The sequence below is a fragment of the Veillonella absiana genome, assembly GCF_032970865.1.
GTDB classification, from domain to species: Bacteria; Bacillota; Negativicutes; order Veillonellales; family Veillonellaceae; genus Veillonella; species Veillonella absiana.
Genome location: NZ_JAWJZB010000010.1, coordinates 58133 through 84432, shown reverse-complemented (window position 1 = coordinate 84432; position 26300 = coordinate 58133). Strand labels below are relative to the sequence as shown.

The following is a 26300-nucleotide window of genomic DNA, read 5'->3' as shown; positions in this document are numbered from 1 at the left end:
CTATCGATTTCGATTAGGAGGTGCAATGAAAAGCGTTGCTTTCACAACCCTTGGTTGTCGTGTTAACCAATATGACACGGATGCCATGAAGGGTCTATTTTTACAAAAGAATTATGAAGCCGTAGATTTTGATGAAAAAGCAGATATCTACGTTATTAATACATGTTCCGTTACGAATATGGGGGAGAAAAAATCTCGTCAGTTGATCCGCAAGGCAAAACGTCAAAACGAGGATGCCTATATTATCGTAACTGGTTGTTATGCGCAGTTGGCGCCGGATGCGATTGCTGCCATTGATGGTGTTAACCTTGTGATTGGTACTAATAATCGTGGCCAAATCGTGGAACTAGTGGAACAATTAGATTCAACAGAACGTCAAATCAATGCTGTTCGCGATATCATGAAAGAATCTAATTTTGAGGAATTACCGTTATTCGGCAATGAATCCGATAAATCTCGAGCATTCATGAAAATCCAAGAGGGCTGTAATAATTACTGTTCATTCTGTATCATTCCGTATACCCGTGGTAAATTAAAATCTCGTAAAATCGATGATATCGTAAACGAGGCTAAACGTCTGGTGGAACATGGATATCATGAGGTAGTATTGACGGGGATTCATTTGGGCAACTATGGCGTGGAATTGCCAGGTTGTCCTACATTAGCAGACGTGGTGAAAGCCTTGCTAGAGATTTCTGAGTTGTACCGTATTCGTTTTGGCTCCATCGAATCCGTGGAAGTATCCGATGAATTAGTGGAATTGATGGCTACCAATAAACGCGTATGTCCACATTTGCACTTGCCATTACAAGCTGGTTCTGATCATGTGCTGAAACTCATGAAACGTCATTACCATTTGCAAGAGTACAAAGATTTAATTGCTCATTTGCGCAGCAAGATTAAGGATTTATCCATTACAACAGATATCATCGCTGGTTTCCCACAAGAAACTGATGAGGATTTCGATGAAACTATGAATACTGTACGTGAAATTGGTTTTACTCATATTCATGCATTCCCATATTCTAAACGGGAAGGTACACCTGCCGCTATTATGGATGACCAAGTACCAGAGGCTGTTAAGAAAACTCGTGTAGCCTTGCTAAATTCTTTGAGCCAAGATGGATATAATAACTATGCTAACTCTCGTATTGGTAAAACAGGCGAAATCCTCATTGAAAAAATTGAGGATGGTTATTATATGGGCCTTACGAATGAATATATTCACGGCAAGGTAAAGGTAGGCGATACTAACTATGCTGTTGGTGAATTAGTAGGCGGTACGGTTACGGCTATTGATGGCGAGTACGTAATTATTGAATAAATCATCATATTATATGCGATTTTATATATGATATTATATTATATAGGTCATGATATTTATTCTAATATTTAGTGATTCTCGAATGTTTCATAAATAATCTCGTTGAATAAGTACATGAATTTGCTATAATAGACTCATAATGATGCATTTTGAAGGGGGCTTATACATGAGCGATTGTATTTTTTGTAAAATCGTTGATGGATCCATTCCATCTAACAAGGTATTAGAGAATGATAAATTTGTAGCATTTCATGATTTGAATCCTGTTAAAAAGGTTCATGTGCTAATCATTCCTAAAAATCACGTAGATAATATTGCTACATTAAATGCAGATAATGAAAGCTACGTAGCAGGCATGCTTTCATTCGTGAAAGATGTTGCGAAAGAACTAGGGATCGGTGAGGACGGATACCGTCTCATTTTCAATACGGGTGAAAAAGCAGGACAAACTGTATTCCATATGCATGCTCATTTACTTGGTGGCGAGGAAATGGGTTGGCCAGAAGCCTAAGATTTGTAGGGAAATTATTGTAAAATATATTGACATATATACGTAAAGTCGTTATAATATGCACATGTGCGTATATAAATATCTGCACTTCCCTGAGTATATTTTGGAGGGAGGGATATAGATGTCTGAAATTAAAGTCGGTAAAAACGAAACGCTTGAAAGTGCTCTTCGTCGATTCAAACGCTCCTGCCAAAAAGCAGGTGTTTTGTCTGAAGTAAGAAAACGCGAACACTACGAAAAACCAAGCGTGAAAAGAAAGAAAAAATCTGAAGCAGCAAGAAAACGCAAATTCAGAGCATAAGACTAGTACCCTAGTTCTGGCCGCCCTATAGGTGTGTCCAGAATTAGGGTTTCTTTATTTGTAATAGAAAGGAGATCAAGAATGTCTCTCAAAGACCAATTAAAAGAAAATATGAAAACTGCTATGAAGGCCCGCGAAGAAGGTAAAATTGCTTTGTCCGTAATTCGCATGGTCAATAGTGCTATTAAAAATACAGAAATCAACGATAAAGTAGAATTGGATGATCAAGGTATCCTTGATATTTTAGCAAAAGAAATGAAAACTCGCCAAGATTCTCTTCGTGAATTTGAAAAGGGTGGCCGTCAAGATTTAGTAGAACATGTACAAGCTGAAATGGCAGTTTTAGAAAAATATCTACCAGCTCAATTAACAGAAGACGAAATTCGTGAAGTTGTAAAAAATGCGATTGCAGCTTGTGGTGATCAAGTCAATATGGGCAATATAATGAAACATGTAATGCCTGAAACAAAAGGTCGTGCAGATGGTAAATTAGTAAATACTATTGTAAAAGAATTATTAGGATAAATATTTCTATAGAATTTTACAAAAATATATTGACTATTGACAATGATTTTTATCCTATGATATTATGTTTTCAAGATAATATTAAGTCAATGGAGACTCCTTAACGTTTAAGTGCGTAGGCACTTGGCGCAAGGGGTCTTTTTGTTTATTTGTACTCTAGGAGGCACTATTATGGCAAACGAATTATTGTATTATATCCCTGCAGGCCAATATGGTAAAGAAGGTGTATTAGCACTTCTTGAACAACATCCTGAAATTAAATTTGTATCCTTGGTGGGTATCGACTTAGCAGGTAATGATACAGATGAAAAAATTCCTATGTCTGCATTTTTTGATGATTATGAATCCTTCTTTGAAGGTCGTGCAGTTCAAACTGATGGTTCCTCTGTTGTATTGACTGACATTGCTACATTAAACAACGCACGTGTTGATATGTGGGGCGATCCAAGTGTTAACTGGTTTGTAGATTACAACTATGAAAATATCGATGAAGCAACTGGTTTACCAACTGGTACACTTCGTATTCCTGCATTCTTGATGCACAACTACAAATATGTAGATTCCCGTGCTATCTTGAAACGTAGCTGCGGTTTCGTTCGTGATCAATTGCTTTCCTTGGTGAAAGAACATGGTCTTAAAAGCATGCCACACATCAATGTAGATGACATTGCTGATATCGTATTCACATCTGCTACTGAATTGGAATTTTGGGTAAAAACTCCATCCAAATCTGTAACTAAAAAAGAATTATCCGTATCCCAAAAATTACAAGAACAATACTGGCAACGTACTCATGGTGCAGTTCGTACAGCCCTTGAACAAGCCGTTGAACGCCTTGATCAATATGGTATGCATGCAGAAATGGGTCATAAAGAAGTAGGTGGTGTAAAAGCTAAACTTGATGATGACGGCAATGTTGACTCTGTATTGGAACAATTAGAAATTGACTGGAAATTCTCTACAAATCCTTTGCAAACAGCTGATAACGAATTACAAGCTCGTATTATCGTTCGTGAAGTATTCCGTGAAAATGGCCTTGACGTTACTTTCAAAGCAAAACCAATCATTGGCGTAGCTGGTTCTGGTGAACATACTCACTTTGGCGTAATGGCTAAATTGAAATCTGGTAAAGTAACTAACTTGTTTAGCCCAGAAGATATGAAAAAAGAATCTGCTAGTTCCTTGGGTATTGGTGCTATCATGGGGCTATTGAAACATTATGAAGCAATTAACCCATTCATTTCTTCCACAACTGACTCTTTGAATCGTTTAAAACCAGGTTTTGAAGCACCAGTTTGTATCGTAACTTCTTTGGGTACTAATCCTAGCGAACCAAGCCGTAACCGTACAATCCTTTGTGGTTTGATTCGTGATATCGATAACCCTATGGCAACTCGTTACGAATTGCGCTCTCCAAACCCTTATACAAATACATATACTGCATTAGCATTGATGTTTATCGCTGCATTTGATGGTATGAAATATGCAATTACAACTGGTAAATCCCAAGCTGAATTGGAAGCTGAATTATCCAAAGCTCCTGGTGAAGATGCTGAATATCTTGAAAAAGATCGTGTATACCGTTCCGAAAAAGACGTATTCGAAGATTACACTCAAGAAGAACGTAACCAAATGTTCGGTATTCCACCAGCAACTGTATGGGAAAACATCTTGGGTTACAAAAATCATGCTGATAAAGTAGCAACATTAGCTCAAGGCGATGGTTTCACTCAAGAATTGATGGATTCCTTTATTGCTTCCATCTTGAAACGTTGGAAATTGGAATTGGCTAACCGTCTAATTCCAGCTAACCTTGAAATTGTAAAAGCTATGGTAGCTCTTCATGGTGACAATGCAAACAGTATCGACGCTACTCGTTTTGCAGAAGTTAATGACTTACGTCTATATCTTGCAAAAGACAAAGAAGGTCAAAAATCCTTGTTCACACGTATCGCAGAAGCATTAGCAACAGCTGATTATGATACAGCATCCAAATTACAAATGGAAATGAACGATAAAATGGAAGAATTGGAAGCTAAATATGCTAACTATAGCAAAAATATCTTCTAATTGATCTTGGTTAATTCAAATAACTAACATAAGGCCGTACATCACAACTCCTCGAAGTGATGTATGGCCTTTGTGCTGTAAATTTTTAAATATATTGCAAAGGTTCGTGGAATCAATAATACCCGCGTTAAGTGTCTGTGAAAATACTACTGATTCTTATGTATTTTAACTATCAAAAATATCTATATTTATCATAGCCAAAAGGTAGGAATAAAATTTGAAATGTGATAGAATGATTAAGGAAAGATAAATTATGGGTATAATTTTCAATTATACCTATGTTACACAAAAGGAGCTAATTATGGTATTCTCTGAAAAATTCTTTGAAGTATTGCAACATGAAGGTGTTGTATCTATCACTACTTGGGCTAATAACGAAGCACATGTAACTAATACATGGAATTCTTATCTAAAAATTAAAGATGATACAATCTGGATTCCAGCATCAGGTATGACTAGTACAGAAGCAGATTTAAAAGAAAACAATCGTGTTATTGTAACATTAGGCTCACGTGAAGTAGAAGGGTTCAATGGTTACCAAGGTACTGGTTTCCGCGTTGAAGGTACTTCAGAATTCGTAGCAGAAGGTCCAATTTTTGATGAAATGTTCGAAGCATTCCCATTCATCAAACGTGTATTGATTGTTAAAGCTGAATCTACAAAACAATTATTGTAACACTAACTATATATTGCTAACGTAAATGCTACATTGCTTAATCAATAGTTTGCATTATATTTCGCATTTTAAAACCCCCATGATTCAAACTTTTGAATCATGGGGGTTTGTTATATACCTATGTATTTAAATGGGCATTATAGGAGAAGATATATTAGAATACATATTAAATCTGTAATCGCCCATCAATCATAATTGCTACTTCTTGATCATTTTGTGTAAGACCAGTGATGTTCATATGTTCATGACCTATCATAAAATCTACATGAGATAAGGAGTGGTTTAATCCTTTTTCCTTTAGTTCTTCGTCAGATAAACCGTCACTATCTTTCAAGCACGTTGGATAGGCTGCACCGATGGCTAAATGACAAGATGCATTTTCGTCGAACAATGTTTCAAAATAGATTTGATGGGATTGACTGATAGGGCTATAGTGATCAACTAGTGCGATTTCACCAAGGTATTGGGAACCTTCGTCAGTTTCAATGAGTTCTTTGAGGATGTCTAAACCTTCTTCAGCCGTATAATCTACAATTTTTCCGTCCTTAAAAGTAAAGGAGAAATTATTAATGGGATTACCTTGGTAAATTAATGGTTTAGTACTGTGTACCACACCGTTAACGCCATTATATTGAGGTGCAGAGAATACTTCTTCTGTAGGAATATTAGCATTGAAAATGACACCATCTTTAGAGGCTTCTGCGCCACCTTGCCAGATATGGTTTGTTGGAAGTTCTACGGTTAAATCTGTGCCATTAGAACACGTATAGTGTAAGGATTTTAAATTCAAAATATTGAGTGCTTCCGTACGTTTTTTCAAATTATCCATGTGGGAATTGAACGTTTCACTTTCACTAACATTTTGGAGACGACACAATGTCAAAATAATATCCCATAAGCGGTCGATTTTTTCTTCGTCTGTACCAGTATAGCCTAGTAGATTAGCCCATAATACAGTTGGCACAGAGGCTACACACCAAGTGAGTGTGCTATTCATAATAGCCGTGTGATAGAATGTCAACGCTTTGTTAAGATTTCTGGAGTTGAGGGAAATACGGTTTGTTGGAATGCCTTGCAATGCATTTGGATTGGCACTAATGAGTGAAAGAAACGCTGCTTTTTCGTCTACATATTGTTGATAAAATACTGGAATCCAATTAGCCGGTGTTTCTAGGCAACTTGCATCAGCATGCAATAAACGTTGGCGTGTAATAGGACTATGACGCCAATTAATGACAACCTCTTTAGCACCAAGGTCATAAGCTTCTTCTGTAATAATGACAGCAAAATCCTTTTGCTCTACATCTACAGATACTACAAGTGTTTGTTTGTCTTGTAAATTTACACCAGTTTGAATGAGTAAACGGGCATATTCTCTTAATTTGTCTTGATTCATTATGTCTCCTGTTCATTGATAGGAAAATTTAGAGGAGTTTTTACTTTCATAGCGAATATTATTTTAGCCATAGTGTGGAATGGTAAATACTGTCGCAATAACAAAGGAGGACTCCATCTATGAAAGTTCAATTTTCATCTAAACGTTATCTATTAATTATAAGTATATGTATGATAATAGGAATCTATTTCCTATGGCCTATTATATCAAATGATACGCAAAAAATACACGTATCGGATTCCTCATTGGTACAAACAGAAATGCAAACATTAGGAGAAGAATCTTTTGATGATACGCAACTAGAAAAACAAGATTCAAGTGAAAGCACTACATCCAGTAGATTGGATGATAATAATGATGGCATGAAATCAGGGAAAGGTCAGAAAAAGCTTTCACAAAATAATCAAAAATTAGCATCCTATCTCGTATACATTTCAGGAGCCGTACAAAATCCAGGTCTCTATGCACTAGAGGGGACCAGCACAACTGCAGACATCATTAAAACAGCAGGGGGATTATTACCCTATGCTGGCACAGACGGAATCAATATGGCGGATACCGTCAAATCAGGGTCGCATATTCACATTCCATTCAATTATTCAGGTAATCCAGAGTTATTATTACGTAAACCTAAAATCAACATTAATACTGCTACGGTTGAGGAATTAAAATCCCTACCAGGCATTGGTGATGCTATGGCTAAACGAATCGAAGAATACAGACAAACGCAAGGACAATTTACTAGCATTGAGGATATCAAGAAGATAAAGGGGATTGGCGATGCAATGTTTAAGAAATTGGGCGACAAAATTTCAGTTTCATAAAGGTAATCGTGGATATACCTTTGTAGAATTAGCAATTATCTGGTTAAGTGCGATTTGTATTGGTATTATAGCTACCTATGGTCATAATTATCATATGTCTGAACCATTATGGTGTATTGTGTTTATAGCTGTTGGCTATATTCTGATTCAATTGGGAAGAATGATGCTGCATTATTCAGAGCTAGCTGTAGTGAGTTTTGTATTTTTAGTAGTGACGACCGCATCAATGGGGCTATTAGGATATTATCGAACGGAACAATCCATATTACAGTATTACAATACATCCAGTTTTTATCTGAATGAAGAAGGAACTTATTATGTGCTGACCACAAAGGATAGTGAAATCTCTAAAACTAATAGCACATTTCAACATAACTTGGCTGGACATATGAACCAGTCTGAAGGGACTATTAATAATAAAGAGGGGACATCACTCAAAACGGAAGGTCGACTCTATGGTTTAATTCCGAATAAGAAAAACGCTTATAGACAGTTTTTAGAGGCTCATGGACATATACAAATCTATTTAGTACCTCAATCTGATACAACTATACCGGCAGGAACTATTCTTTCCATACAGGGGGCACCTAAATCGTTACCTATTATAGAGGAACGAGGACGCATTGATATGCGTGGGCGGTATATGTCACTAAATTTAACGGGCCGTATGTATCAGGGACGATACAAGATTATTTCTAGTGATGAATTAAATTATGTGGGTTATCATGAAACTTGGCGTGATCGAATTGAGCGAAATATCATCTATCAATTAGGACAAGTACGGCAGCGTATCTATGGTATAGTGGAAGAAAATTTACCTAGGCCTATAGCCACATTGTCAGAGGCCTTGTTACTAGGAGGTCATTACTCAGAAATAGATCAAACTGTTATGAAAGGATTTTCCTATACGGGACTCATTCATATTTTATCTGTGTCGGGTTCACATATTGGATTATTATTTTCGCTCGTATATGGTATCTCTCACATTCTAAACATACGTAAACAACGTGGGGTGTATTGTGCTATTGGAATTGTTATTATGTATTGTGCAATAGTTGGATTTAATGCGCCTATCGTACGTGCTACCATAATGGGGATTATTATGGCGCTAGGAATACTTCAAGGACGGCTATATCATGCCAGACAGGCTCTTACAATAACCGCTATTGGCATATTAGTATTTGATCCGCTAGCACTGACGGATGTGAGTTTCCAATTATCTTTCGGTGCCACCTATGGTTTATTACTCTTTGGCAAACACTTGTATCTATTAATGGGATATTGGCCCATATGGGTGAAAGCGCCCATCGTATTATGTGTAAGTGCACAGTTAATCGTATTACCATTTCAACTGTATTATTTTCATTTTGTCAGTGTATTGAGTTTATTCGCATCTATTTTTGTGGCACCTTTATTGGATATGGCTATACTGTTATTAATGACCTTACTCCTAGTGTATCCCGTTGTATCGTTGGGGATACTCTGGTTCGTACTCGAATATATACTGAAAATTGCGCTATTTATCAATCAGAGCCTATTAACATTGCCTGGAGGGTATTGGTGGATAGGCTATATGCCATTATGGGCTTGTGGAGTATATTTCGGGATTTTACGATTATTATATTATTTTCTAGTGGAACAGAAATCACAGCAGCGAAAGGTTGTGTATGTATTGATGTGTCTATTAATGGGTACTGTTGGACTATCCTATGGTAGTCATCACTTTCACAAGGGGACAATTATACATACCATACCTATTTCACAAGGCGTAGCTCTGCTCATTATGCCAGAGTGGAATTGGTTTGACCATGATGTAGACAGTTCAAACCATAATATAAAGGAGCATATGTCCCAGAATGCGGATTCACAGGTTCCTATGTTACTCATGGATATCCCAAAGGAGAAGATGTCTAATAGTGTTATTTATCAACTAGAAAATGTTATTCATACCTATGGTTATACAGTGAATGATGTTAAGAAAGTTTCGTTTTCATCGAAATCGAACTTTCAAATTCTATACCAAAATGAAAGTTCACTATATGTATTGGGCAATGGACAAACGAAGAAAAAGATTCTAAAATTATTAGATGGATATATGGTATATATTATGACTAGTCAGTCATCATTACTACATGATTTAGTACAGTTAGAGGCGCCTAATTTGAAGGGAATTATCTATTATCCACCATTTCAAAAGTTAGGTGACGTAGAGCCTGAGGATGAATTCATTCATGCTGTACGATTCGAATATATAAAAGATTTTATATTATAAATGAGGAGAAATATACCCGTGTCAGTTGTTACACTATTGTATGGGAATGAGCCACAACTAATTGAAGAAAAGAAAAGAGAGTTTCTCCGTTCCTATATGTATCTACCACTAGTTATGCTTAATGACGAGTCTGGTCCAGCCAGAATTAGTGAACAACTCAGTGAGGATTCCTTGTTTGGCGATGCTAAGGTATTTTGCCTTGTTAATTTGCCTATCATCAAAAAAAGCGGGCAAAAGGACTCTAAAGAATGGGATGCGTTGTATGAATTGCTTATCAATTATACAGGTGATAATCCTGTACTTCTCATTTATCATGACAATATAGATAAACGTATTAAACGTAATAATGAGTTACTGAAGAAAATACCTAATACAGAGTGCAAGCGTTTGGAAGGACAAGAGCTATTATATTGGCTACGCAATTATTGCAAGTCTAATGGCTATAGTATCTCTCCAGATGGCATGAATTATCTTGCTCATATGCTGGAGTTATGGCAAGATGTGCCAGTTACATTTATGAAAACGGAAATGGATCGTTATTTCCTTCAATTACAAGATACGAAAACCATTGATGCGATATTCCTAGAGGAAAATAGTAGTGACTATGGTGCTAAAAATATATTTACCTTTAAAGAAGCCTTGTTAAAACAAGATGTGCCTGTATTGCTTGAGCTATTTCCATTTATGTTTGGCTACAAGGAAATCGATCGTGCTATGAGTTATATTGAAGGTCAACTTCGTTTACAGCTCATGGTCAGTGAATGTCGTAAGGCGGGGATGGCATTACGTCAAATCGAAACTTTATTTAAGGATAATGGATCTACGACGAAGGCTTATCCTATTAAATTAGCCTATGAAGCGAGTCCACGCATTCCCATTATTGCACTACGCCAATTATTACACGGTCTATACGAGATTATGACCGATAATCGCCGCGGGAAAGGCGATATTTGGCGATTTAGAGACTTATGTCTAACCTATTGTGGGTATAAAGGATAGAAAATGAAAGTACGGTATCGAATAGTACCAAAACAGAATAAGAAAGCGGCCTTTTATGTGAATTGTTATAACAAACAAATTAAGATAGAGGCTATTGATGCCAATTTCTCAACGCTTACTAGCTTGCAAGAGAAATTAGCCACATGGTATCGGGAGAAAAATATTTCTTTTACTGAAATACCTAATAATGCCAATAACGAATGTTGTTTCGCCTGGTCTTTAAATCCGCAAACAGGTGAAGGGATGGATACCTATTACTACGGCGGTGGTTGTGGAGTCGGCGAACTCATTGAGGAAATGGAGGCTCGTCGACAAGAACAGATGGGCGATGTGTACGAATCTAATTTTGGTGATGTTCAAAATTTCGATGATTCCTATGGATATGCACCAGGACCTGATGAATACGATGAGGACGACGAATTTAAACCAATGATGCAATCCTCTGGCCTTAGCTATTTTGATGATGCGCCAGTGGTGTATGATTATGTACCTAATCGTTCTAATGGCGATGGTGAAAGCACCGAAGCCACTAATGGTAGTGATGGCACTGCCAATGGTGGAAGTAACGGAACAGCTTCAACTAGTTCTAAAACTGTTGGCACAGCTGCCCGATCTATGAATAATGGCTCTTCTGCCAAATCGGGTGCTAATGGCTCCTATGGTAACACATCCTATAATAACGGTGGATTTAACGGCAGTGGTAAATTTGGTGGCAAATCCAGCGGAAAGAAAAACTTTAAAGGTGGTGCTCCACGTAAGGATTTACCAACTGATGAAGGTATGGTTTTAGGCCCTAACATTGAAGGCGAAGTTGTGGATATTATGTCTGTGCAAAGTGGCGGGCGTAATCTCGTTTTTGAAGGTGTATTTGTAGGCTTAGACAAGCGAGATACTAAAACAGGAAAATCTATTGTTAATGGTAGTATCGTAGATAAAACTAATAGCATAAAATTTATTAAATTCACTAATACACCAGAGGAAGGGGCTGCGCTCCTAAAGCAATTAAAAGGTTTGAAAGGTGCTCTTGTACAGGGGGATGTAGATTTTGAAGATTGTTTTGAAAATGATTTTATTTTAAACCTTCGTAGTGTTAAGGCTGTTGATCATACGGTAGAGCGTAATGATACACGTGATGATAGTGAGAAACGTGTTGAACTTCATTTACATACAAAAATGAGCGACAAGGATGCGCTGGTAACGGTTAAAGATCTTTTCAAAACAGTAAAAAAATGGGGCCACCCAGCTGTTGCCATTACAGATCATGGTGTTGTACAAGCTTTTCCAGAGGCACAAGCATTAGGGAAAGAATTAGGCGTTAAAGTTATCTATGGTGTTGAGGCCTATCTTATTGATGATGAAAATGAAGATAAACGCTTCCATATTATTTTATTGGCTAAAAACATGGTTGGCTTACGCAATCTTTATAAAATGATATCTATTTCCCATTTAGATTACTTTAAACGGAGACCTCGATTGCCACGTGAGGTTATTCAAGAGCATCGTGAAGGGATTATCATTGGTTCTGCTTGTGAAGCCGGTGAATTGATGCAATCTATCATCAAAGGTAAACCTAAAGAACGGTTACTTGATATTGCATCCTTTTATGATTATTTAGAGATTCAACCTCATACCAATAATATGTTCTTGCTCAGAAAAGGACTTGTTCCTGACGAGCAAAGCTTGATAGATATGAATAAGACTATTATTGAATTAGGGGAGGCTCTTGATATACCGGTATGTGCAACTTGCGATGTTCACTACTTGAATCCAGAAGAAAAAATCTATCGTGAAATCATGCTCACTGCCAGTGGTTTTACTGATGCTAATGAGCAGCCAGATTTGCATTTACGTACCACTGATGAAATGCTTGTGGCATTCCCCTATTTAAGTCCTGAAAAGGCATTTGAAGTGGTCGTTACAAACACACGAAATATTAACGATAGTATTGAAAATATTAAACCTGTGCCAGATGGGACGTACTCTCCTAAAATTGAAGGGGCCGACCAATCCCTTGAGGAGATGTGTTATAAAAATGCAGAGGCGCTCTATGGATCTCCATTACCAGCGCCTGTACAAGAGCGTTTGGAATACGAATTAACACGTATTATCCGTAATGGTTATGGCGTATTATATTACATTGCCCATAAGCTAGTTAAAAAATCCTTAGATGAAGGGTATCTAGTAGGTTCGCGTGGTTCCGTAGGATCCTCCTTCGTTGCCACAATGGCTGAAATTACAGAAGTAAATCCATTGCCACCACATTATGTATGTCCGCATTGTAAGTGGTCAGAATTCTTCCTAAAGGGCGAATATGCAGGTGGTTTTGATTTACCTCGTAAGAAGTGTCCAGAATGTGGTACAGATTTAAAAACAAATGGTCATGATATACCGTTCGCTATCTTTATGGGCTTTGAAGGTGATAAGGTTCCCGATATTGATTTGAATTTCTCTGGTGATTACCAGGCAAAAGCTCATAAATACACGGAAGAACTATTTGGTCGAGATAATGTTTTCAAAGCTGGCACTATTGGTACAATTGCAGATAAAACGGCCTTTGGGTATGTTCGTAAATATGCAGAAATTCGTGGTATTCAAGCTCGTAATGGTTTCTTTGAAGCCTTAGCGAAAGGTTTTACAAATGTAAAGAATACTACTGGTCAGCATCCAGGTGGTATCATGGTTTGTCCACGAGATATGGATGTGCATCATTTTACACCAATTCAATATCCGGCCAACAAAAAAGAGAGTGGCGTTATTACCACTCACTTTGACTATCACTCTATTGAAGGTCGTATGACTAAGCTTGATATTCTGGGCCATGATGATCCTACCATTATTCGTATGTTGGAGGATTTGACTGGGGTAGACGTACAAGATATTCCATTTGATGATCCACAAACATTGAGTTTATTCTCTTCTACAGAGGCCATAGGATTAACACCTGAACAACTTCAAGGTGATAAGGTAGCCAGTCTTGCCGTGCCAGAATGTGGTACATCCTTCGTACGACGTATGCTAGAGGATTCAAGACCACAATGCTTCTCTGACCTAGTTCGTATTTCTGGTTTTTCTCATGGTACAAATGTATGGCTTGATAATGCTCAGGACTTAATTAAAAATAATGTGTGCAAATTGAATGAAGCCATTTCGACTCGTGATGACATCATGAACTATTTGATGCATCGAGGCATGGAACCATTGAAATGTTTCTTCGTTATGGAAAACGTACGTAAAGGGAAGGGCATTGAAAAGAAAAATAAACAAGGTCAACCAACTACTGATTTTGAAGGTGAAATGCGTGCCAATAATATTCCTGATTGGTTTATAGATTCTTGTAAGAAAATTTCTTATCTATTCCCACGGGCCCATGCCGTTGCATATGTAATGATGGCATTCCGGATCGCCTGGTTTAAAATCAATTATCCACTTGCGTTCTATGCAGCGTATTTTTCTATCCGTGCTAAAGCTTTTGATTTGAAAATCATGACTGGTGATATACATGTTCAACTAGCCGAATTTAAGCGTATTAAAGCGTTAGATCGGATGGCTAGCCCTAAGGAAAAAGACTTAATGAGTGCCCTCGAAGTTTCCATGGAAATGTGTCAACGGGGATTCCGATTTATCAATGTTGATTTAGAACATTCTCAGGCACGTCGTTTCAGCATTAAAGATGGAGCATTATTACCGCCATTCCTTGCGATTGAAAGTTTAGGGGAGAAGGTAGCTGATGCAATTGTAGAAGAACGTAATCAACGTCCATTTACATCATTAAAAGACATGCAACGTCGTTGTAAAGTATCTAATACTATCATCGAAACAATGAAAGATTTAAAATGTACTGGTAACTTACCAGAAGATGAACAAATGTCATTGTTTGGCATGTAAATTTGAATCATATTATTAAAATGGAAATATGTAGATATGCAAAAGAGCCCCATAAGGGGCTCTTTTGAAATATACAACTTAAATTATAAAGGTACAGCGTTATACTATTTCCACAATACCACTTCATCCATTGGACGACGTGCTTTACCACGATGTGGTTCCTCTGCACGATAACCAAAGCTAGCCATTACGGAGATGCCATAATGATTAGTATCGAATAAACCTGCTTCATCTCCTAAGATACGATTTAATTCAGCAGGTACAAATCCTTCGATAGGGCATGTATCAATACCTAATTCTGCGGCGGCAGTTAGCATATTAGCCATAACGATGTAGGTTTGTTTACAAGCCCAATCAAATGTGGCACGTTCAGATTCATATGTTTTGAAGTCATTTTCCCCAAAGTTTGTATAGGCTCCTTGATAGAATCCATATACGTCATCAGGTAATTGTTTAATATCTCGTAGAATATGTTCCATATGATCAGAACCCCATCGTAAATCAGCCTGTTTATTAGCTAGGAATACGACAATGTGGCTCGCACCTTCTAAGCTTTTTTGTGCCCCCCAGGCATGAGGATAGATTTTACAACGTAACTCTTTATCTTGAAGAACAAGAATTTTATACGCCTCTAGACCAAATGAGGTAGGGGATAGGCGACCCACTTCAAGAATAGTATCAAAATCTTCTTTTGATACTTCTTTTGTAGGATCAAACTGTTTGCATGCATAGCGAAAATTATGTACATCTAAGATATGTTGTTTTGTAGTAGTCATAGTGACCTCCGTGACCTCCCAATATATAAAGTTTTTAAATCTATGTTTATCAATGTATTCATCATAACACTGATTATATATAATGTAAATTGATGAGAATAAACGTTAATTATGCTTTTTAAATACCAAGTTAATGGGAGAATTAAAAAATATGATTAGAAAATTTTACAATTTTTTTTATTCATAAAACTATCATATTTGCTATAATAAATGTATTGTTAATTCATGTTAATGACCAAGTTGTCAATTAATAGAGTTAGTTGGTATTATGCTTTACGAATTATAGACATACAAATGGTTATAATTCTAATATATTCATATAAGGGAGATTTACGATGAAAACATCTATACTGGACAATGGATTATTGTGGTTTGGTGCAGCCGTATCCATTGCTGAAATCATGACAGGCACGTATTTTGCTACTTTAGGTCTTGAAACAGGTTTAGCAGCGATTATTTTGGGCCATATTATTGGTGGACTCATCTTATTTGGTGCAGGGTATATTGGTGCTAAAGAAGAAAAGAGTGCCATGGAAACTGTTAAAAGTGCGTTTGGTCATTATGGTGGACTGTTATTTATTATCTTGAATATCGTTCAGCTCATGGGGTGGACATCTATAATGATTTACGATGGGGCACTAGCCGCGAATAGTCTATTCAATTTTGGTGAACCTTTATGGGCTATTATTATTGGCGCTTTTATCATGATATGGTTAAAAATTGGTTTGCGTAATTTCACACGTATTAATTGTATTGCAATGGTATCATTATTTTTGTTGACATTAGTACTATGTGGGCTCATTTTTAACAATTATCAACCTCTAGGAATTATGGACGAATCCTTAACATTCCTTGGTGCATTGGAATTATCTGTAGCGATGCCATTATCATGGTTGCCATTAATCAGTGATTATACAAAAGATGCTAAACAACCAGTACGAGCAACTGTAGTGAGTGTTATTGTATACTCTTTGACAAGTGCTTTCATGTATTTCATCGGTATGAGTGCGGCCATTTATACTGGTGAAACTGATATTGCCGTATTGATGAGCTCTGCTGGACTTGGCATTGCTGGCCTGTTAATCGTCGTATTTTCTACAGTTACCACAACATTCCTAGATGCTTATTCTGCAGGTATGTCTGGTGAAAGTCTCTCCAAGCATATCAAAGGTTCTACATTAGCTAATGTAACCGTTGTGCTAGGTACTATAGCTGCTGTTTTATACCCGATGGATAATATTATTGAGTTCTTGTACTTCATTGGATCCGTATTTGCACCAATGGCAGCGGTACTTATTCTAGATTATGTATTTAAACGTAGTTACCACGAACTCATTAATCCAACAAATTTAATTGCTTGGTTCGGTGGTTTCTGTATGTATCATTATTTCTTACGTACAGAATTTATGTATGGTGCCACATTACCTGCAATGTTAGGCGCTGCATGCTTATGCGCTGTGTTAAAAATCAGTTTGGGGGCGAAAGTTGATGCCAAAATCTGATAAGACTGAAGAAGTAAAAGACATTAATAGTGAAACTAATATTGAAACGGCCCGTAATAAAAATGGAAACCACAATGTTCGACCTATGGTAGTAGCATCTATTTTGACAGCTATTGCAGTAGTGGGATCATTATTTTCATTCCCTGTATTAGGTGCTAAATGTGCACCTATACAACATTTGGTAAACATTATTACAGCTATTATTCTTGGACCAAGCTGGGCCTTTAAGGCTGCATTCCTAGCCTCTACCATTCGTAATATGTTAGGCTTAGGTACATTGTTTGCCTTTCCTGGTAGTATTTTTGGTGCTATATTAGCAGGTTTGTTATATCAAAAAACAAAAAATGTTGTAGGTGCTTATGTTGGTGAGGTATTTGGTACTGCTATAATCGGAGGACTGGTTGCCTATCCAATGGCTACTATTATGATGAATAGCTTCAAAGGCGCATTATTGGGATTTGTACCACCATTTTTTATCAGTACGGCAGGTGGTACTATATTAGCAGTTATTATTGTGACTTCCCTACGCAAGAAACGATTGGCAATCGAAAACTGGATTCATCACAAATAATGTTGTAATATTGTTTTCTTAGTAAGGATTTCTGAATTATGGATACAACTATTGCAGAATTACAAAATGAAGTTAAGGAATTACAAGAAGAATTTTTAGAGTTACAAGAGCTACTTGGGTTCTATAGAACTGCTTTTTGAAAATAAGTTTATTGATGATATAGAAGATGATTTTGGATTCCATAATAGTCCAGATGATGAGGATGTTTATATTAATGATGATTCATCAGAACTTAATGAAGCATTAAGTTTAGATGAGAATATATGATATTAATCCAGAAATTTATGAGCAACTCATTCAAGACTCATCTATGTATGATGATGAATATGAAGATGAAATCGCCTTTGAGGAAGAAAATGAATGGGATGATGAAGAATAATTCTCAACTTGTTATGTTAAAAGTTGCATTATATAAGTATTCGTGCTAGTATAAATATATAAATTAAATAAATATTAGTCTTTGGGGATAGGTGAGATTCCTTACCGGCGGTGATAGTCCGCGAGCGCATAGCATGAATCGGTGCAATTCCGATACCGACAGTACAGTCTGGATGAGAAAAGACGCATAGTAGTTTTACTGTGCATATAATCTAAATACCTTAGGGACTATTCGTATGAGTAGTCCCTTTTTTACGCACTAACTCAATGATTGAGAGGGTGATATCGTGAATGATACAAAATATATGGCTAGAGCGATTCAATTGGCAAAATTAGCATCTGGCCATACAGCACCGAATCCTTTAGTAGGGGCTGTGGTTGTAAAAGATAATAAAATAATTGGCGAAGGCTTTCACCATAAGGCTGGCACAGCTCATGCAGAAGTGCACGCACTAGACCAAGCTGGTGAGGCTGCCAAAGGTGCCACATTATATGTGACATTAGAACCTTGCGCCCATTACGGCAAAACTCCACCTTGTGCTAAGCGTGTTGTAGAATCTGGCATTAGTCGTGTTGTTATAGGTAGTATGGATCCTAATCCATTAGTGGCCGGTAAAGGTATTGCCATACTCGAGGATGCAGGCATTGAAGTAACAAATGATGTACTTAGTGAAGACTGTATTCGTATGAATGAAGGGTTTTTCACGTATATGCAAACAAAGCATCCTATGATTACCTTGAAAAGTGCCATGTCCCTGGATGGAAAAATCGCCACAAAAACAGGTGAATCTATGTGGATTACTAATGAATCCTCGCGTCATGATGGACATATTTTAAGGGCCACTCATGATGCCATGCTCGTTGGGGTAGGAACCATCTTGGCAGATAATCCAAGTTTGAATTGTCGTATTAGTCGTGATGATTTATATGAATCGATTATCGGTAACTGTGATTTAGTTGATTTTACCAGTGAAACTGAAAAAATGAATGATGGACCAGCTAATACGAACGCTGAAATCGTCAATGCAAATATTGAAATTGTGGATATTCACCAACCAGATGTCATTATCCTGGATAGTTTAGGCCGTACACCAACGGATGCGAATGTATTTAAACAAGGTGACCGTAAAGTTATTATATTTGTATCGGAGCGTTGTTCTAAGGACCGTATCCATGAATTAGAACGTGTCGGTGCTATAGTCAAACCGATTGCTACTGTGCCAGTAAGAAAATCTAAGGCTACAGATGTATTGGTAGATATTAAGAAATTAGATATTAATGCTGTTTTAAGTGAATTAGGCGTTATGCAATACACCTCCGTATTAGTTGAAGGTGGCGCTAGTATCATCGCTAGCTTTGTAGAGCAACAACTATTCGATAAGATGGTAACCTATGTTGGTAATATTATTATTGGTGGTGCAGAAGCCATTGGAGCCGTTACAGGTAATGGAATTGCATCATTGCAAGAGGCGCCAAATTTGACTTTCACTAGTGTAGACATTATAGATAATAATATTAGAATTGAAGCGTATCGCATGAATCGGGAGGGTGAGTATGTTTACAGGAATCGTTGAGGAGGTCGGCCGCGTTGAGGCCATTCAACGAGGCTCGCAATCGCTCATTTTAACCATTGGCGGCGATAAAATTTTTAGTGATTTGAAAATTGGTGATTCTGTTGCTGTTAATGGTGTTTGTCTGACGGCAACGACCATACATGGTCGCACATTTACGGCCGACGTTATGCCAGAATCCATTAAGATGACGACGTTCACAAACTTGAAATCGGGACAACCTGTCAATTTAGAGCGTGCCATGGCAGCTAATGGTCGTTTTGGTGGTCATATTGTGGCTGGTCATGTAGACGGCACAGGACGCGTATCAGATATGCGACGCACCGATAATGCCATTGTGTTTACCATAACGGCAGATAAATCGGTAATGGACTACGTTATTTATAAGGGTTCTATCGCCATAGATGGGATCAGTTTAACTATAGCCAATCGCACGGATACATCATTCCAAGTGAGCGTAATTCCGCATACTATAGCGGAAACAGTGTTAGCTGATGCGACAGTGGGTACTATCGTTAATTTAGAAACAGATATTTCCGGACGATATATTCGTCATTTTATGAATTTAAAAGAAGAATCTACTCCTGCTAGCAGCAATTTTTCTCGTTCTTTCGAGACATTGCTAGTGGAAAAAGGTTTCCTATAATATAAAGGGGTTTTTCATATGGATTATACATTAAATACTATTGAAGAGGTCTTGGTAGACATTAAAGCAGGTAAGCCTGTAATTATTGTGGATGATGAAGGTCGTGAAAACGAAGGTGACCTTGTAATCGCCGCAGAATTTGCTACGCAAGAAAATATTAACTTCATGGTGAAAGAAGCGCGAGGTATCGTATGCACACCAATGCGTCGCGAAATGCTTGATCGTCTTGCTATTCATGCGATGGTTAGCAAAAATACAGATAATCACGAAACAGCCTTTACTGTAACCGTTGACCATGTTGACACAACGACAGGTGTTTCCCCATATGAACGAGCGTTAACCATTCAAAAATTACTGGATCCTAATGCAAAACCAGAGGATTTTCGTCGGCCAGGACATGTATTCCCATTGGTATACAAAGAAGGGGGCGTCCTTGTTCGCCAAGGTCATACAGAGGCTTCCATTGATTTATGTCGTCTAGCAGGATTGCAAGAGGCTGCGGTAATTTGTGAAATTACAAAAGATGATGGAAATATGTCTCGTTTACCAGACTTAGTAGAATTTGGCGCTAAACACAATTTGAAAATCGCCACAGTAGCTGATTTAATTGAGTACCGTAAACTTCACGATCCATTGGTTGAATTAGGTGCTTGTTCTAAACTACCAACAAAATTTGGTGATTTCAGTATCTTCGTATTTAAAAATGAAATAGATCATAAAGAGCATTTGGCCATTGTAAAAGGTGATGTGAACGGTCAATCTGATGTATTGCTTCGCATTCACTCCGAATGTTTAACAGGTGATGTATTTGGTTCCAAACGTTGCGATTGTGGTGAACAATTAGACGCTGCATTACGTTCCATTGAAAAAGAAGGTACAGGCGTTGTTGTCTACATGCGTCAAGAGGGCCGTGGCATTGGTTTAACGAATAAAATTAAAGCTTATGCATTACAAGAGCAAGGTCTTGATACAGTAGAGGCTAACGTTGAGTTAGGCTTCCCACCAGATATGCGCGAATATTCTTTAGCCGCACAAATCATTAAATACCTTGGTATCAAGAGCATTCGTTTGTTAACTAATAATCCAGAAAAACGTCATGGTCTTGAGCATTGGGGCATCAGCGTATCTAAACGTGTGCCATTGATTATTCCAGCTAATAAGATCAATGCAAGTTACTTGCATACAAAAGAAGTTAAAATGGGGCACTTATTAGAGAAATAAATCTAGTTCAGATTTAAATTATAAATTCAATCCAAAAAATATATCAAAAAGGAGATTCATCATGATTAAAGAAGGTAATTTACTTGGTACTGGCAAAAAATTTGCCATCATCGGTTCTCGTTTCAACGAATTCATCACTACAAAATTAATCGGTGGTGCAGAAGACTGCTTACTTCGTCATGACGTAAAAGCAGAAGATATCACTACAATCTGGGTTCCGGGGGCTTATGAAATTCCATTGGTTGCTCAAAAAGCAGCTCGTTCTGGTAAATACGATGCAGTTATTTGTGTGGGTGCAGTAATCCGTGGATCCACGACTCATTACGATTATGTATGTAACGAAGTGGCTAAAGGCATCGCACATGTATCCTTAGATACGGGCATTCCAGTTATGTTCGGTGTGGTAACAACTGAAAACATCGAACAAGCTATCGAACGTGCTGGCACAAAAGCTGGTAACAAAGGTTACGACTGTGCTATGGGCGCTATCGAAATGATTAATTTGTTAGATCAAATTTAAACTCATTAGGGCACATAGAATCGACTCTGATTCTATGTGTCTTTTTTTGTGAAAGTACCAAAAACATAGTATAATAATAAGTTGTAGGTATAGATAATCATTTCCTACAACTATCTTATAGATAGTTAAAACAATAACTAAAACGAAAGAGGAAATAATGGATTTTATTAAACGATATACAACAAGAGAAGGTATACGTATGTCTGTAGCTGTCACAACCGATACAGTGGAAACAGCACGTGTGCGTCATGATTTATGGCCAGTAGCAACAGCTGCCTTAGGCCGCACTATGACAGGTGCTATTTTACTGGCTAGTGATTTTAAAAATCATGAAAATGTAAGTTTACGTCTTGATGGTGACGGTCCACTAGGTGTTGTTCACGTTGATGCTTTTGCAGATAATACAGTTCGTGGCTATGTTGATCATCCACATACCGATGTGCCATTAGTGCGGGCAGGAAAACTTAATGTAGGCGCTGCAGTAGGTCATAATGGAGAAGTAAAGGTAACTCGCTTTACCCAATTAACACAGGATTATACATCTGCTAGCCCTATTCAAAGTGGTGAGGTAGCTGAAGATTTAGCTTACTATTTATTCACCTCTGAACAAGTACCTTCTACCATTAGTTTAGGCGTCCTTGTAGATACAGATATGAAAACTATTGTAGCAGGTGGTTTCATTGTACAAGCCATGCCAGATGCAACAGATGAAGCATTGGCACAAGTAGAGCAAAATATTAGTGACTTAGGTCCAATAACAGAATACTTAAAGGATCATCCTAATGCAGAAGGTCTCGTAGAACGTATCCTATTCGGTATGGATGTAAACGAAGTATTTGAATCACCAGTAGAATTCAAATGTACATGCAGTCGTGATCGCTTTGCAGAAATTCTAATGACTCTAAACAAAGCCGATCAAAAAGCAATCCTTGAGGATGCTACTACAGAACTTGTATGTCATTATTGTAATGAAAAGTATCATTTTGATAGTCAAGAGTTAGAAGCTATATTTAAAGAAGCTTCTCAAGTTAGCTAAGGAGGTCCACATGAGCGCAATTGGTGTAATTGGTGGTACAGGCGTTTACGATCCGTCTATTTTTGAAAATATTCACGAAGAGTCCTTAACAACGCCGTATGGTGATATTGATTATGTACAAGGTACGTACAAAGGTAAAACCGTTATCTTTGTGGCTCGCCATGGCCGTGGTCATTCCATTCCACCGCATAAAATTAATTATCGTGCGAATATTTGGGGCCTAAAAAAATTAGGTGTTACGTTCATCATTTCTACTACTGCAGTAGGTTCTTTGAATGAAAGCTTCAAACCAGGTCATTTCGTATTAACTGATCAATTCCTTGATTTTACGAAAAACCGCATCACTACATTCTACGAAGGTGGCGACCGTCCTGTGGCACATTTGGATGTAACCAATCCATATTGCCCTGAACTTCGCAGTGCTATTGAAAGTGCAGCAAAAGAATTAGAGCTACCAATTCATAATGGTGGCACCTATGTATGTACAGAAGGCCCACGTTTTGAAACACCAGCGGAAATTAAAATGTTCCACATGCTTGGTGGTGATACTGTAGGTATGACAAATGTACCTGAGGTTAATTTAGCAAACGAAGCAGAGATTGCGTATGCTACGATTTCCATGATTACTAACTATGCGGCAGGTATCTCTACAACAGCCCTTACACATGGGGAAGTGGTGGAAATGATGGGACAAATGGCTGAGCAGCTAAAATCTCTCATTTTAAAAACTATCGAAGCTGTTGACGTAGATGCAAAATATGTAGCACATAGTCGTATGTCTGAATATGGTGGTTTCAAATTATGATTAATATTGAATGGAAGCAGCCAGAGTTAATTCTCTTGGACCAAACAAAATTACCTACTGATATTCACTACATTCGTTGTACGGATTGGCGCCAAGTAGCGGAGGCTATCAAAATGCTTCGCGTTCGTGGGGCACCTGCTATTGGTGTAGCAGCTGGTTATGGATTAATACTAGCTGCCACAGAGGCGACGCAATCTAATCATCCATTTTCAGAACAACTTAGTCAATTCTACGAATTCGCAGAGGAATTAAAGGAAACTCGTCCTACAGCTATCAACTTAGCTTGGGCCGTAGATCGCGTGCTTACTCTTGTGAAAGCAAGTATTTCCGACAATGCAATTACTAACGGTGAAGCACTTATTAATCTCATTACGAAAGAGGCTGAAGAAATTCATCGAGAGGACATTGCCCTTAATCACGCCATGGCTAAGGCTGGGGCGACCTTATTTGAAGGGCAATCCAATATTCGTATGCTCACACATTGTAATGCTGGCGCATTAGCCACAGGCGGTCTTGGTACGGCCCTTGGTGTGATTCGTGAATTACATGCAAATGGACAATTAGAACGTGTGTATGCTGATGAAACGAGACCATTACTACAGGGCGCTCGTTTAACAGCCCTTGAGCTTCATGAAGATGGTATTCCTGTGACATTACAAACTGATAATATGGCGGCCTATGCGATGCAACAAGGCCTAATTGATGCCATTATCGTTGGGGCGGACCGCATCACAACGAAAGGTGATGTAGCCAATAAAATTGGTACCTATGGTTTAGCCGTATTAGCAAAACATCATAATATTCCATTCTATGTGGCCGCACCATATAGTACATTTGACTTCACCCTCCAAGATGGCAAAGATATTCCTATCGAGATGCGCATGGCTGAAGAAGTATGGAATTTCCATGGTATTCAAACGGCACCAAGCGACATTGGCATCTTGAATCCTGCCTTTGATGTAACACCGCATGAGCTCGTGACGGCCATCATTACCGAACAAGGCGTTTTAAAACCTGATTACGAAGCATCCATTGCTGAATTACAGTCAAAGGTACAAAAATAGTTATAAAAATATTACTATTGGCTACGTATATAAACGTATATACTTGATAGCCAGTTACCAATTATTCCGTAGAGAGTACTTTAGTTATCTACAGAAAAAACGAACAACCTATTTTATTAGAAAGGACTAACTATGCAATCCTTAATCAAAGATATTAATTTAGCCTCTGAAGGCCGTAAAAAAATCGAGTGGGTTTCTAACTTCATGCCTACATTGAATACACTAGGTGATGAACTCGAGAAAAGCCAAACTTTCAAAGGCAAAACTATCGTTGTGAGCGTGCATTTAGAAGCGAAAACTGCGTATTTAGCAACCGTATTGAAACGAGGTGGCGCTGATGTTATTGTAACAGGGTCCAATCCATTGTCCACACAAGATGACGTGGCAGCAGGCCTTGTAGATATGGGCATTACTGTATATGCTTGCTATAACTGTACTGATGAAGAATATTTCAATTTCTTGCATAAAGCATTGGACCATAAACCACATATCATCATTGATGATGGTGGTGATCTTGTAAATCTATTACACACCACACGCCAAGATGCCAAAGAACGTCTCATCGGTGGTAGCGAAGAAACGACTACAGGTGTACATCGTTTATATGCGTTGGAGCATGCGGAAAAATTGACATTCCCTATGATTGCCGTTAACGATTCGTACTGTAAATACTTGTTCGATAATCGCTATGGTACTGGTCAATCCGTATGGGATGGTATCATGCGTACTACAAATCTCACTGTAACTGGTAAAAACGTCGTAGTTGCTGGTTATGGCTGGTGCGGTAAAGGCGTTGCTATGCGTGCTAAAGGCCTTGGTGCTCATGTATATGTAACAGAAGTAGATTCAATCAAAGCAGTAGAGGCCGTATTCGATGGTTTCAAAGTATTACCTATGATTGAAGCCGCTAAAATTGGGGATATTTTCTGTACTGTAACAGGCTGTAAAGACGTTATCGTAAAAGAACATTTCGAAGTAATGAAAGATAAAGCAATCATGTGTAATGCTGGTCATTTCGATTGCGAAGTGAATGCTGTTGATTTGGAAGCACTAGCAGTGAGCCATGAACGCGTTCGTCAAAATATCGAAGGCTACACAATGGCTGATGGCCGTAAATTATACCTATTGGCAGAAGGTCGTCTTGTAAACCTTGCAGCTGGTGATGGTCATCCTGCAGAAATCATGGACTTATCCTTTGCAATGCAAGCATTGGCAGCAGAATATCTATTAAAACATGGTAAAACAATGGATGTAAAAGTTCACGTATTACCTCACGAATTAGATACTCGCATTGCAGATTTGAAATTAAAATCCATGGGTTACGATTTAGATGCATTAACACAAGATCAAATCGATTACCTTACAAAAGTTAACTAATAACGATAGACTTGGTTTCGGCCAAGTCTTTTCGGCTATACATAATAGAT

General features: G+C 37.9%; 24 protein-coding genes and 1 riboswitch. Of the genes, 22 read left to right on the top strand and 2 right to left on the bottom strand.

Features of this window, described 5'->3' with window-relative positions; genetic code table 11:
• The first annotated feature begins 25 nt into the window (after window positions 1-25).
• From mtaB to RVY80_RS09055, 6 genes are all read left to right on the top strand, one after another.
• Window positions 26-1324: a tRNA (N(6)-L-threonylcarbamoyladenosine(37)-C(2))-methylthiotransferase MtaB gene (gene mtaB / locus RVY80_RS09080; RefSeq protein WP_295189381.1), complete on the top strand. Its 1299-nt coding sequence runs from the start codon at window positions 26-28 to the stop codon at window positions 1322-1324.
• A gap of 166 nt (window positions 1325-1490) precedes the next feature.
• Window positions 1491-1835 carry a histidine triad nucleotide-binding protein gene (locus RVY80_RS09075; protein WP_317330342.1) on the top strand — a complete coding sequence of 115 codons (345 nt, stop codon included), beginning with the start codon at window positions 1491-1493 and terminating at the stop codon, window positions 1833-1835.
• A gap of 121 nt (window positions 1836-1956) precedes the next feature.
• Window positions 1957-2136, top strand: coding sequence for a 30S ribosomal protein S21 (gene rpsU, locus RVY80_RS09070; RefSeq protein ID WP_004695751.1), 180 nt, complete (start codon window positions 1957-1959; stop codon window positions 2134-2136).
• Window positions 2137-2217: 81 nt separating this feature from the next.
• Complete coding sequence (locus tag RVY80_RS09065; protein ID WP_317330338.1) at window positions 2218-2661, top strand: GatB/YqeY domain-containing protein; 444 nt, start codon at window positions 2218-2220, stop codon at window positions 2659-2661.
• A 171-nt stretch (window positions 2662-2832) separates the two neighbouring features.
• Window positions 2833-4731 (top strand): glutamine synthetase, encoded by a 1899-nt coding sequence (locus RVY80_RS09060; RefSeq protein ID WP_317330336.1) that lies wholly within the window; start codon window positions 2833-2835, stop codon window positions 4729-4731.
• A gap of 301 nt (window positions 4732-5032) precedes the next feature.
• Window positions 5033-5407, top strand: coding sequence for a pyridoxamine 5'-phosphate oxidase family protein (locus RVY80_RS09055; RefSeq protein ID WP_317330334.1), 375 nt, complete (start codon window positions 5033-5035; stop codon window positions 5405-5407).
• 166 nt (window positions 5408-5573) lie between these two features.
• On the opposite strand, the gene RVY80_RS09050 is transcribed toward RVY80_RS09055, so the two are convergent.
• Complete coding sequence (locus RVY80_RS09050; protein WP_295189405.1) at window positions 5574-6803, bottom strand: aminopeptidase; 1230 nt, start codon at window positions 6801-6803, stop codon at window positions 5574-5576.
• A gap of 260 nt (window positions 6804-7063) precedes the next feature.
• Between RVY80_RS09050 and RVY80_RS09045 the strand changes: the two genes are divergently transcribed.
• The 4 genes from RVY80_RS09045 to RVY80_RS09030 all read left to right on the top strand — a co-directional run bounded on the left by RVY80_RS09045 (window position 7064) and on the right by RVY80_RS09030 (window position 14783).
• Window positions 7064-7627: a ComEA family DNA-binding protein gene (locus tag RVY80_RS09045; RefSeq protein WP_317330332.1), complete on the top strand. Its 564-nt coding sequence runs from the start codon at window positions 7064-7066 to the stop codon at window positions 7625-7627.
• Window positions 7584-9899: a ComEC/Rec2 family competence protein gene (locus RVY80_RS09040; protein ID WP_317330330.1), complete on the top strand. Its 2316-nt coding sequence runs from the start codon at window positions 7584-7586 to the stop codon at window positions 9897-9899. The genes RVY80_RS09045 and RVY80_RS09040 overlap by 44 nt, the downstream gene beginning before the upstream one ends.
• Window positions 9900-10898: a DNA polymerase III subunit delta gene (gene holA / locus RVY80_RS09035; protein WP_399416902.1), complete on the top strand. Its 999-nt coding sequence runs from the start codon at window positions 9900-9902 to the stop codon at window positions 10896-10898.
• A gap of 243 nt (window positions 10899-11141) precedes the next feature.
• Window positions 11142-14783 carry a PolC-type DNA polymerase III gene (locus RVY80_RS09030; RefSeq protein WP_411040801.1) on the top strand — a complete coding sequence of 1214 codons (3642 nt, stop codon included), beginning with the start codon at window positions 11142-11144 and terminating at the stop codon, window positions 14781-14783.
• 104 nt (window positions 14784-14887) lie between these two features.
• Here RVY80_RS09030 and RVY80_RS09025 read toward each other — a convergent pair whose 3' ends face one another.
• A complete protein-coding gene (locus tag RVY80_RS09025; protein WP_295189419.1) occupies window positions 14888-15559 on the bottom strand; it encodes an NAD(P)H-dependent oxidoreductase in 672 nt (223 codons plus the stop codon).
• A gap of 335 nt (window positions 15560-15894) precedes the next feature.
• Between RVY80_RS09025 and cytX the strand changes: the two genes are divergently transcribed.
• The 12 genes from cytX to RVY80_RS08965 all read left to right on the top strand — a co-directional run bounded on the left by cytX (window position 15895) and on the right by RVY80_RS08965 (window position 26250).
• A complete protein-coding gene (cytX, locus tag RVY80_RS09020; RefSeq protein ID WP_295189422.1) occupies window positions 15895-17061 on the top strand; it encodes a putative hydroxymethylpyrimidine transporter CytX in 1167 nt (388 codons plus the stop codon).
• A complete protein-coding gene (thiW, locus tag RVY80_RS09015) occupies window positions 17048-17632 on the top strand; it encodes an energy coupling factor transporter S component ThiW (protein WP_317330326.1) in 585 nt (194 codons plus the stop codon). Before cytX ends, thiW begins: the two co-directional genes overlap by 14 nt.
• A 114-nt stretch (window positions 17633-17746) precedes the next feature.
• Window positions 17747-17899 carry a hypothetical protein gene (locus RVY80_RS09010; RefSeq protein ID WP_295193239.1) on the top strand — a complete coding sequence of 51 codons (153 nt, stop codon included), beginning with the start codon at window positions 17747-17749 and terminating at the stop codon, window positions 17897-17899.
• The gene (locus RVY80_RS09005) at window positions 17886-18011 is read left to right on the top strand and encodes a hypothetical protein (RefSeq protein WP_295189428.1); all 126 of its coding nucleotides are present in this window, start codon (window positions 17886-17888) and stop codon (window positions 18009-18011) included. The genes RVY80_RS09010 and RVY80_RS09005 overlap by 14 nt, the downstream gene beginning before the upstream one ends.
• A 73-nt stretch (window positions 18012-18084) precedes the next feature.
• A riboswitch (FMN riboswitch) is annotated at window positions 18085-18199 on the top strand.
• Between the two features lie 95 nt (window positions 18200-18294).
• The gene (ribD, locus tag RVY80_RS09000; protein WP_295189458.1) at window positions 18295-19584 is read left to right on the top strand and encodes a bifunctional diaminohydroxyphosphoribosylaminopyrimidine deaminase/5-amino-6-(5-phosphoribosylamino)uracil reductase RibD; all 1290 of its coding nucleotides are present in this window, start codon (window positions 18295-18297) and stop codon (window positions 19582-19584) included.
• Complete coding sequence (locus tag RVY80_RS08995) at window positions 19565-20227, top strand: riboflavin synthase (protein ID WP_295189431.1); 663 nt, start codon at window positions 19565-19567, stop codon at window positions 20225-20227. The genes ribD and RVY80_RS08995 overlap by 20 nt, the downstream gene beginning before the upstream one ends.
• Window positions 20228-20245: 18 nt before the next feature.
• On the top strand, window positions 20246-21448 hold the full coding sequence (locus tag RVY80_RS08990; RefSeq protein WP_295189436.1) for a bifunctional 3,4-dihydroxy-2-butanone-4-phosphate synthase/GTP cyclohydrolase II: 1203 nt from the start codon (window positions 20246-20248) through the stop codon (window positions 21446-21448).
• Window positions 21449-21506: 58 nt separating this feature from the next.
• Complete coding sequence (ribH, locus tag RVY80_RS08985) at window positions 21507-21968, top strand: 6,7-dimethyl-8-ribityllumazine synthase (RefSeq protein WP_295189460.1); 462 nt, start codon at window positions 21507-21509, stop codon at window positions 21966-21968.
• 157 nt (window positions 21969-22125) lie between these two features.
• Complete coding sequence (hslO, locus tag RVY80_RS08980) at window positions 22126-23004, top strand: Hsp33 family molecular chaperone HslO (RefSeq protein ID WP_317330323.1); 879 nt, start codon at window positions 22126-22128, stop codon at window positions 23002-23004.
• Between the two features lie 10 nt (window positions 23005-23014).
• Window positions 23015-23809, top strand: coding sequence for an S-methyl-5'-thioadenosine phosphorylase (gene mtnP, locus RVY80_RS08975; protein WP_295189443.1), 795 nt, complete (start codon window positions 23015-23017; stop codon window positions 23807-23809).
• A complete protein-coding gene (gene mtnA, locus RVY80_RS08970; protein ID WP_295193225.1) occupies window positions 23806-24873 on the top strand; it encodes an S-methyl-5-thioribose-1-phosphate isomerase in 1068 nt (355 codons plus the stop codon). The genes mtnP and mtnA overlap by 4 nt, the downstream gene beginning before the upstream one ends.
• A gap of 132 nt (window positions 24874-25005) precedes the next feature.
• Entirely contained in the window at window positions 25006-26250 is a 1245-nt protein-coding gene (locus RVY80_RS08965) for an adenosylhomocysteinase (protein ID WP_317330322.1), read from the top strand.
• The last annotated feature ends 50 nt before the right edge of the window (window positions 26251-26300 follow it).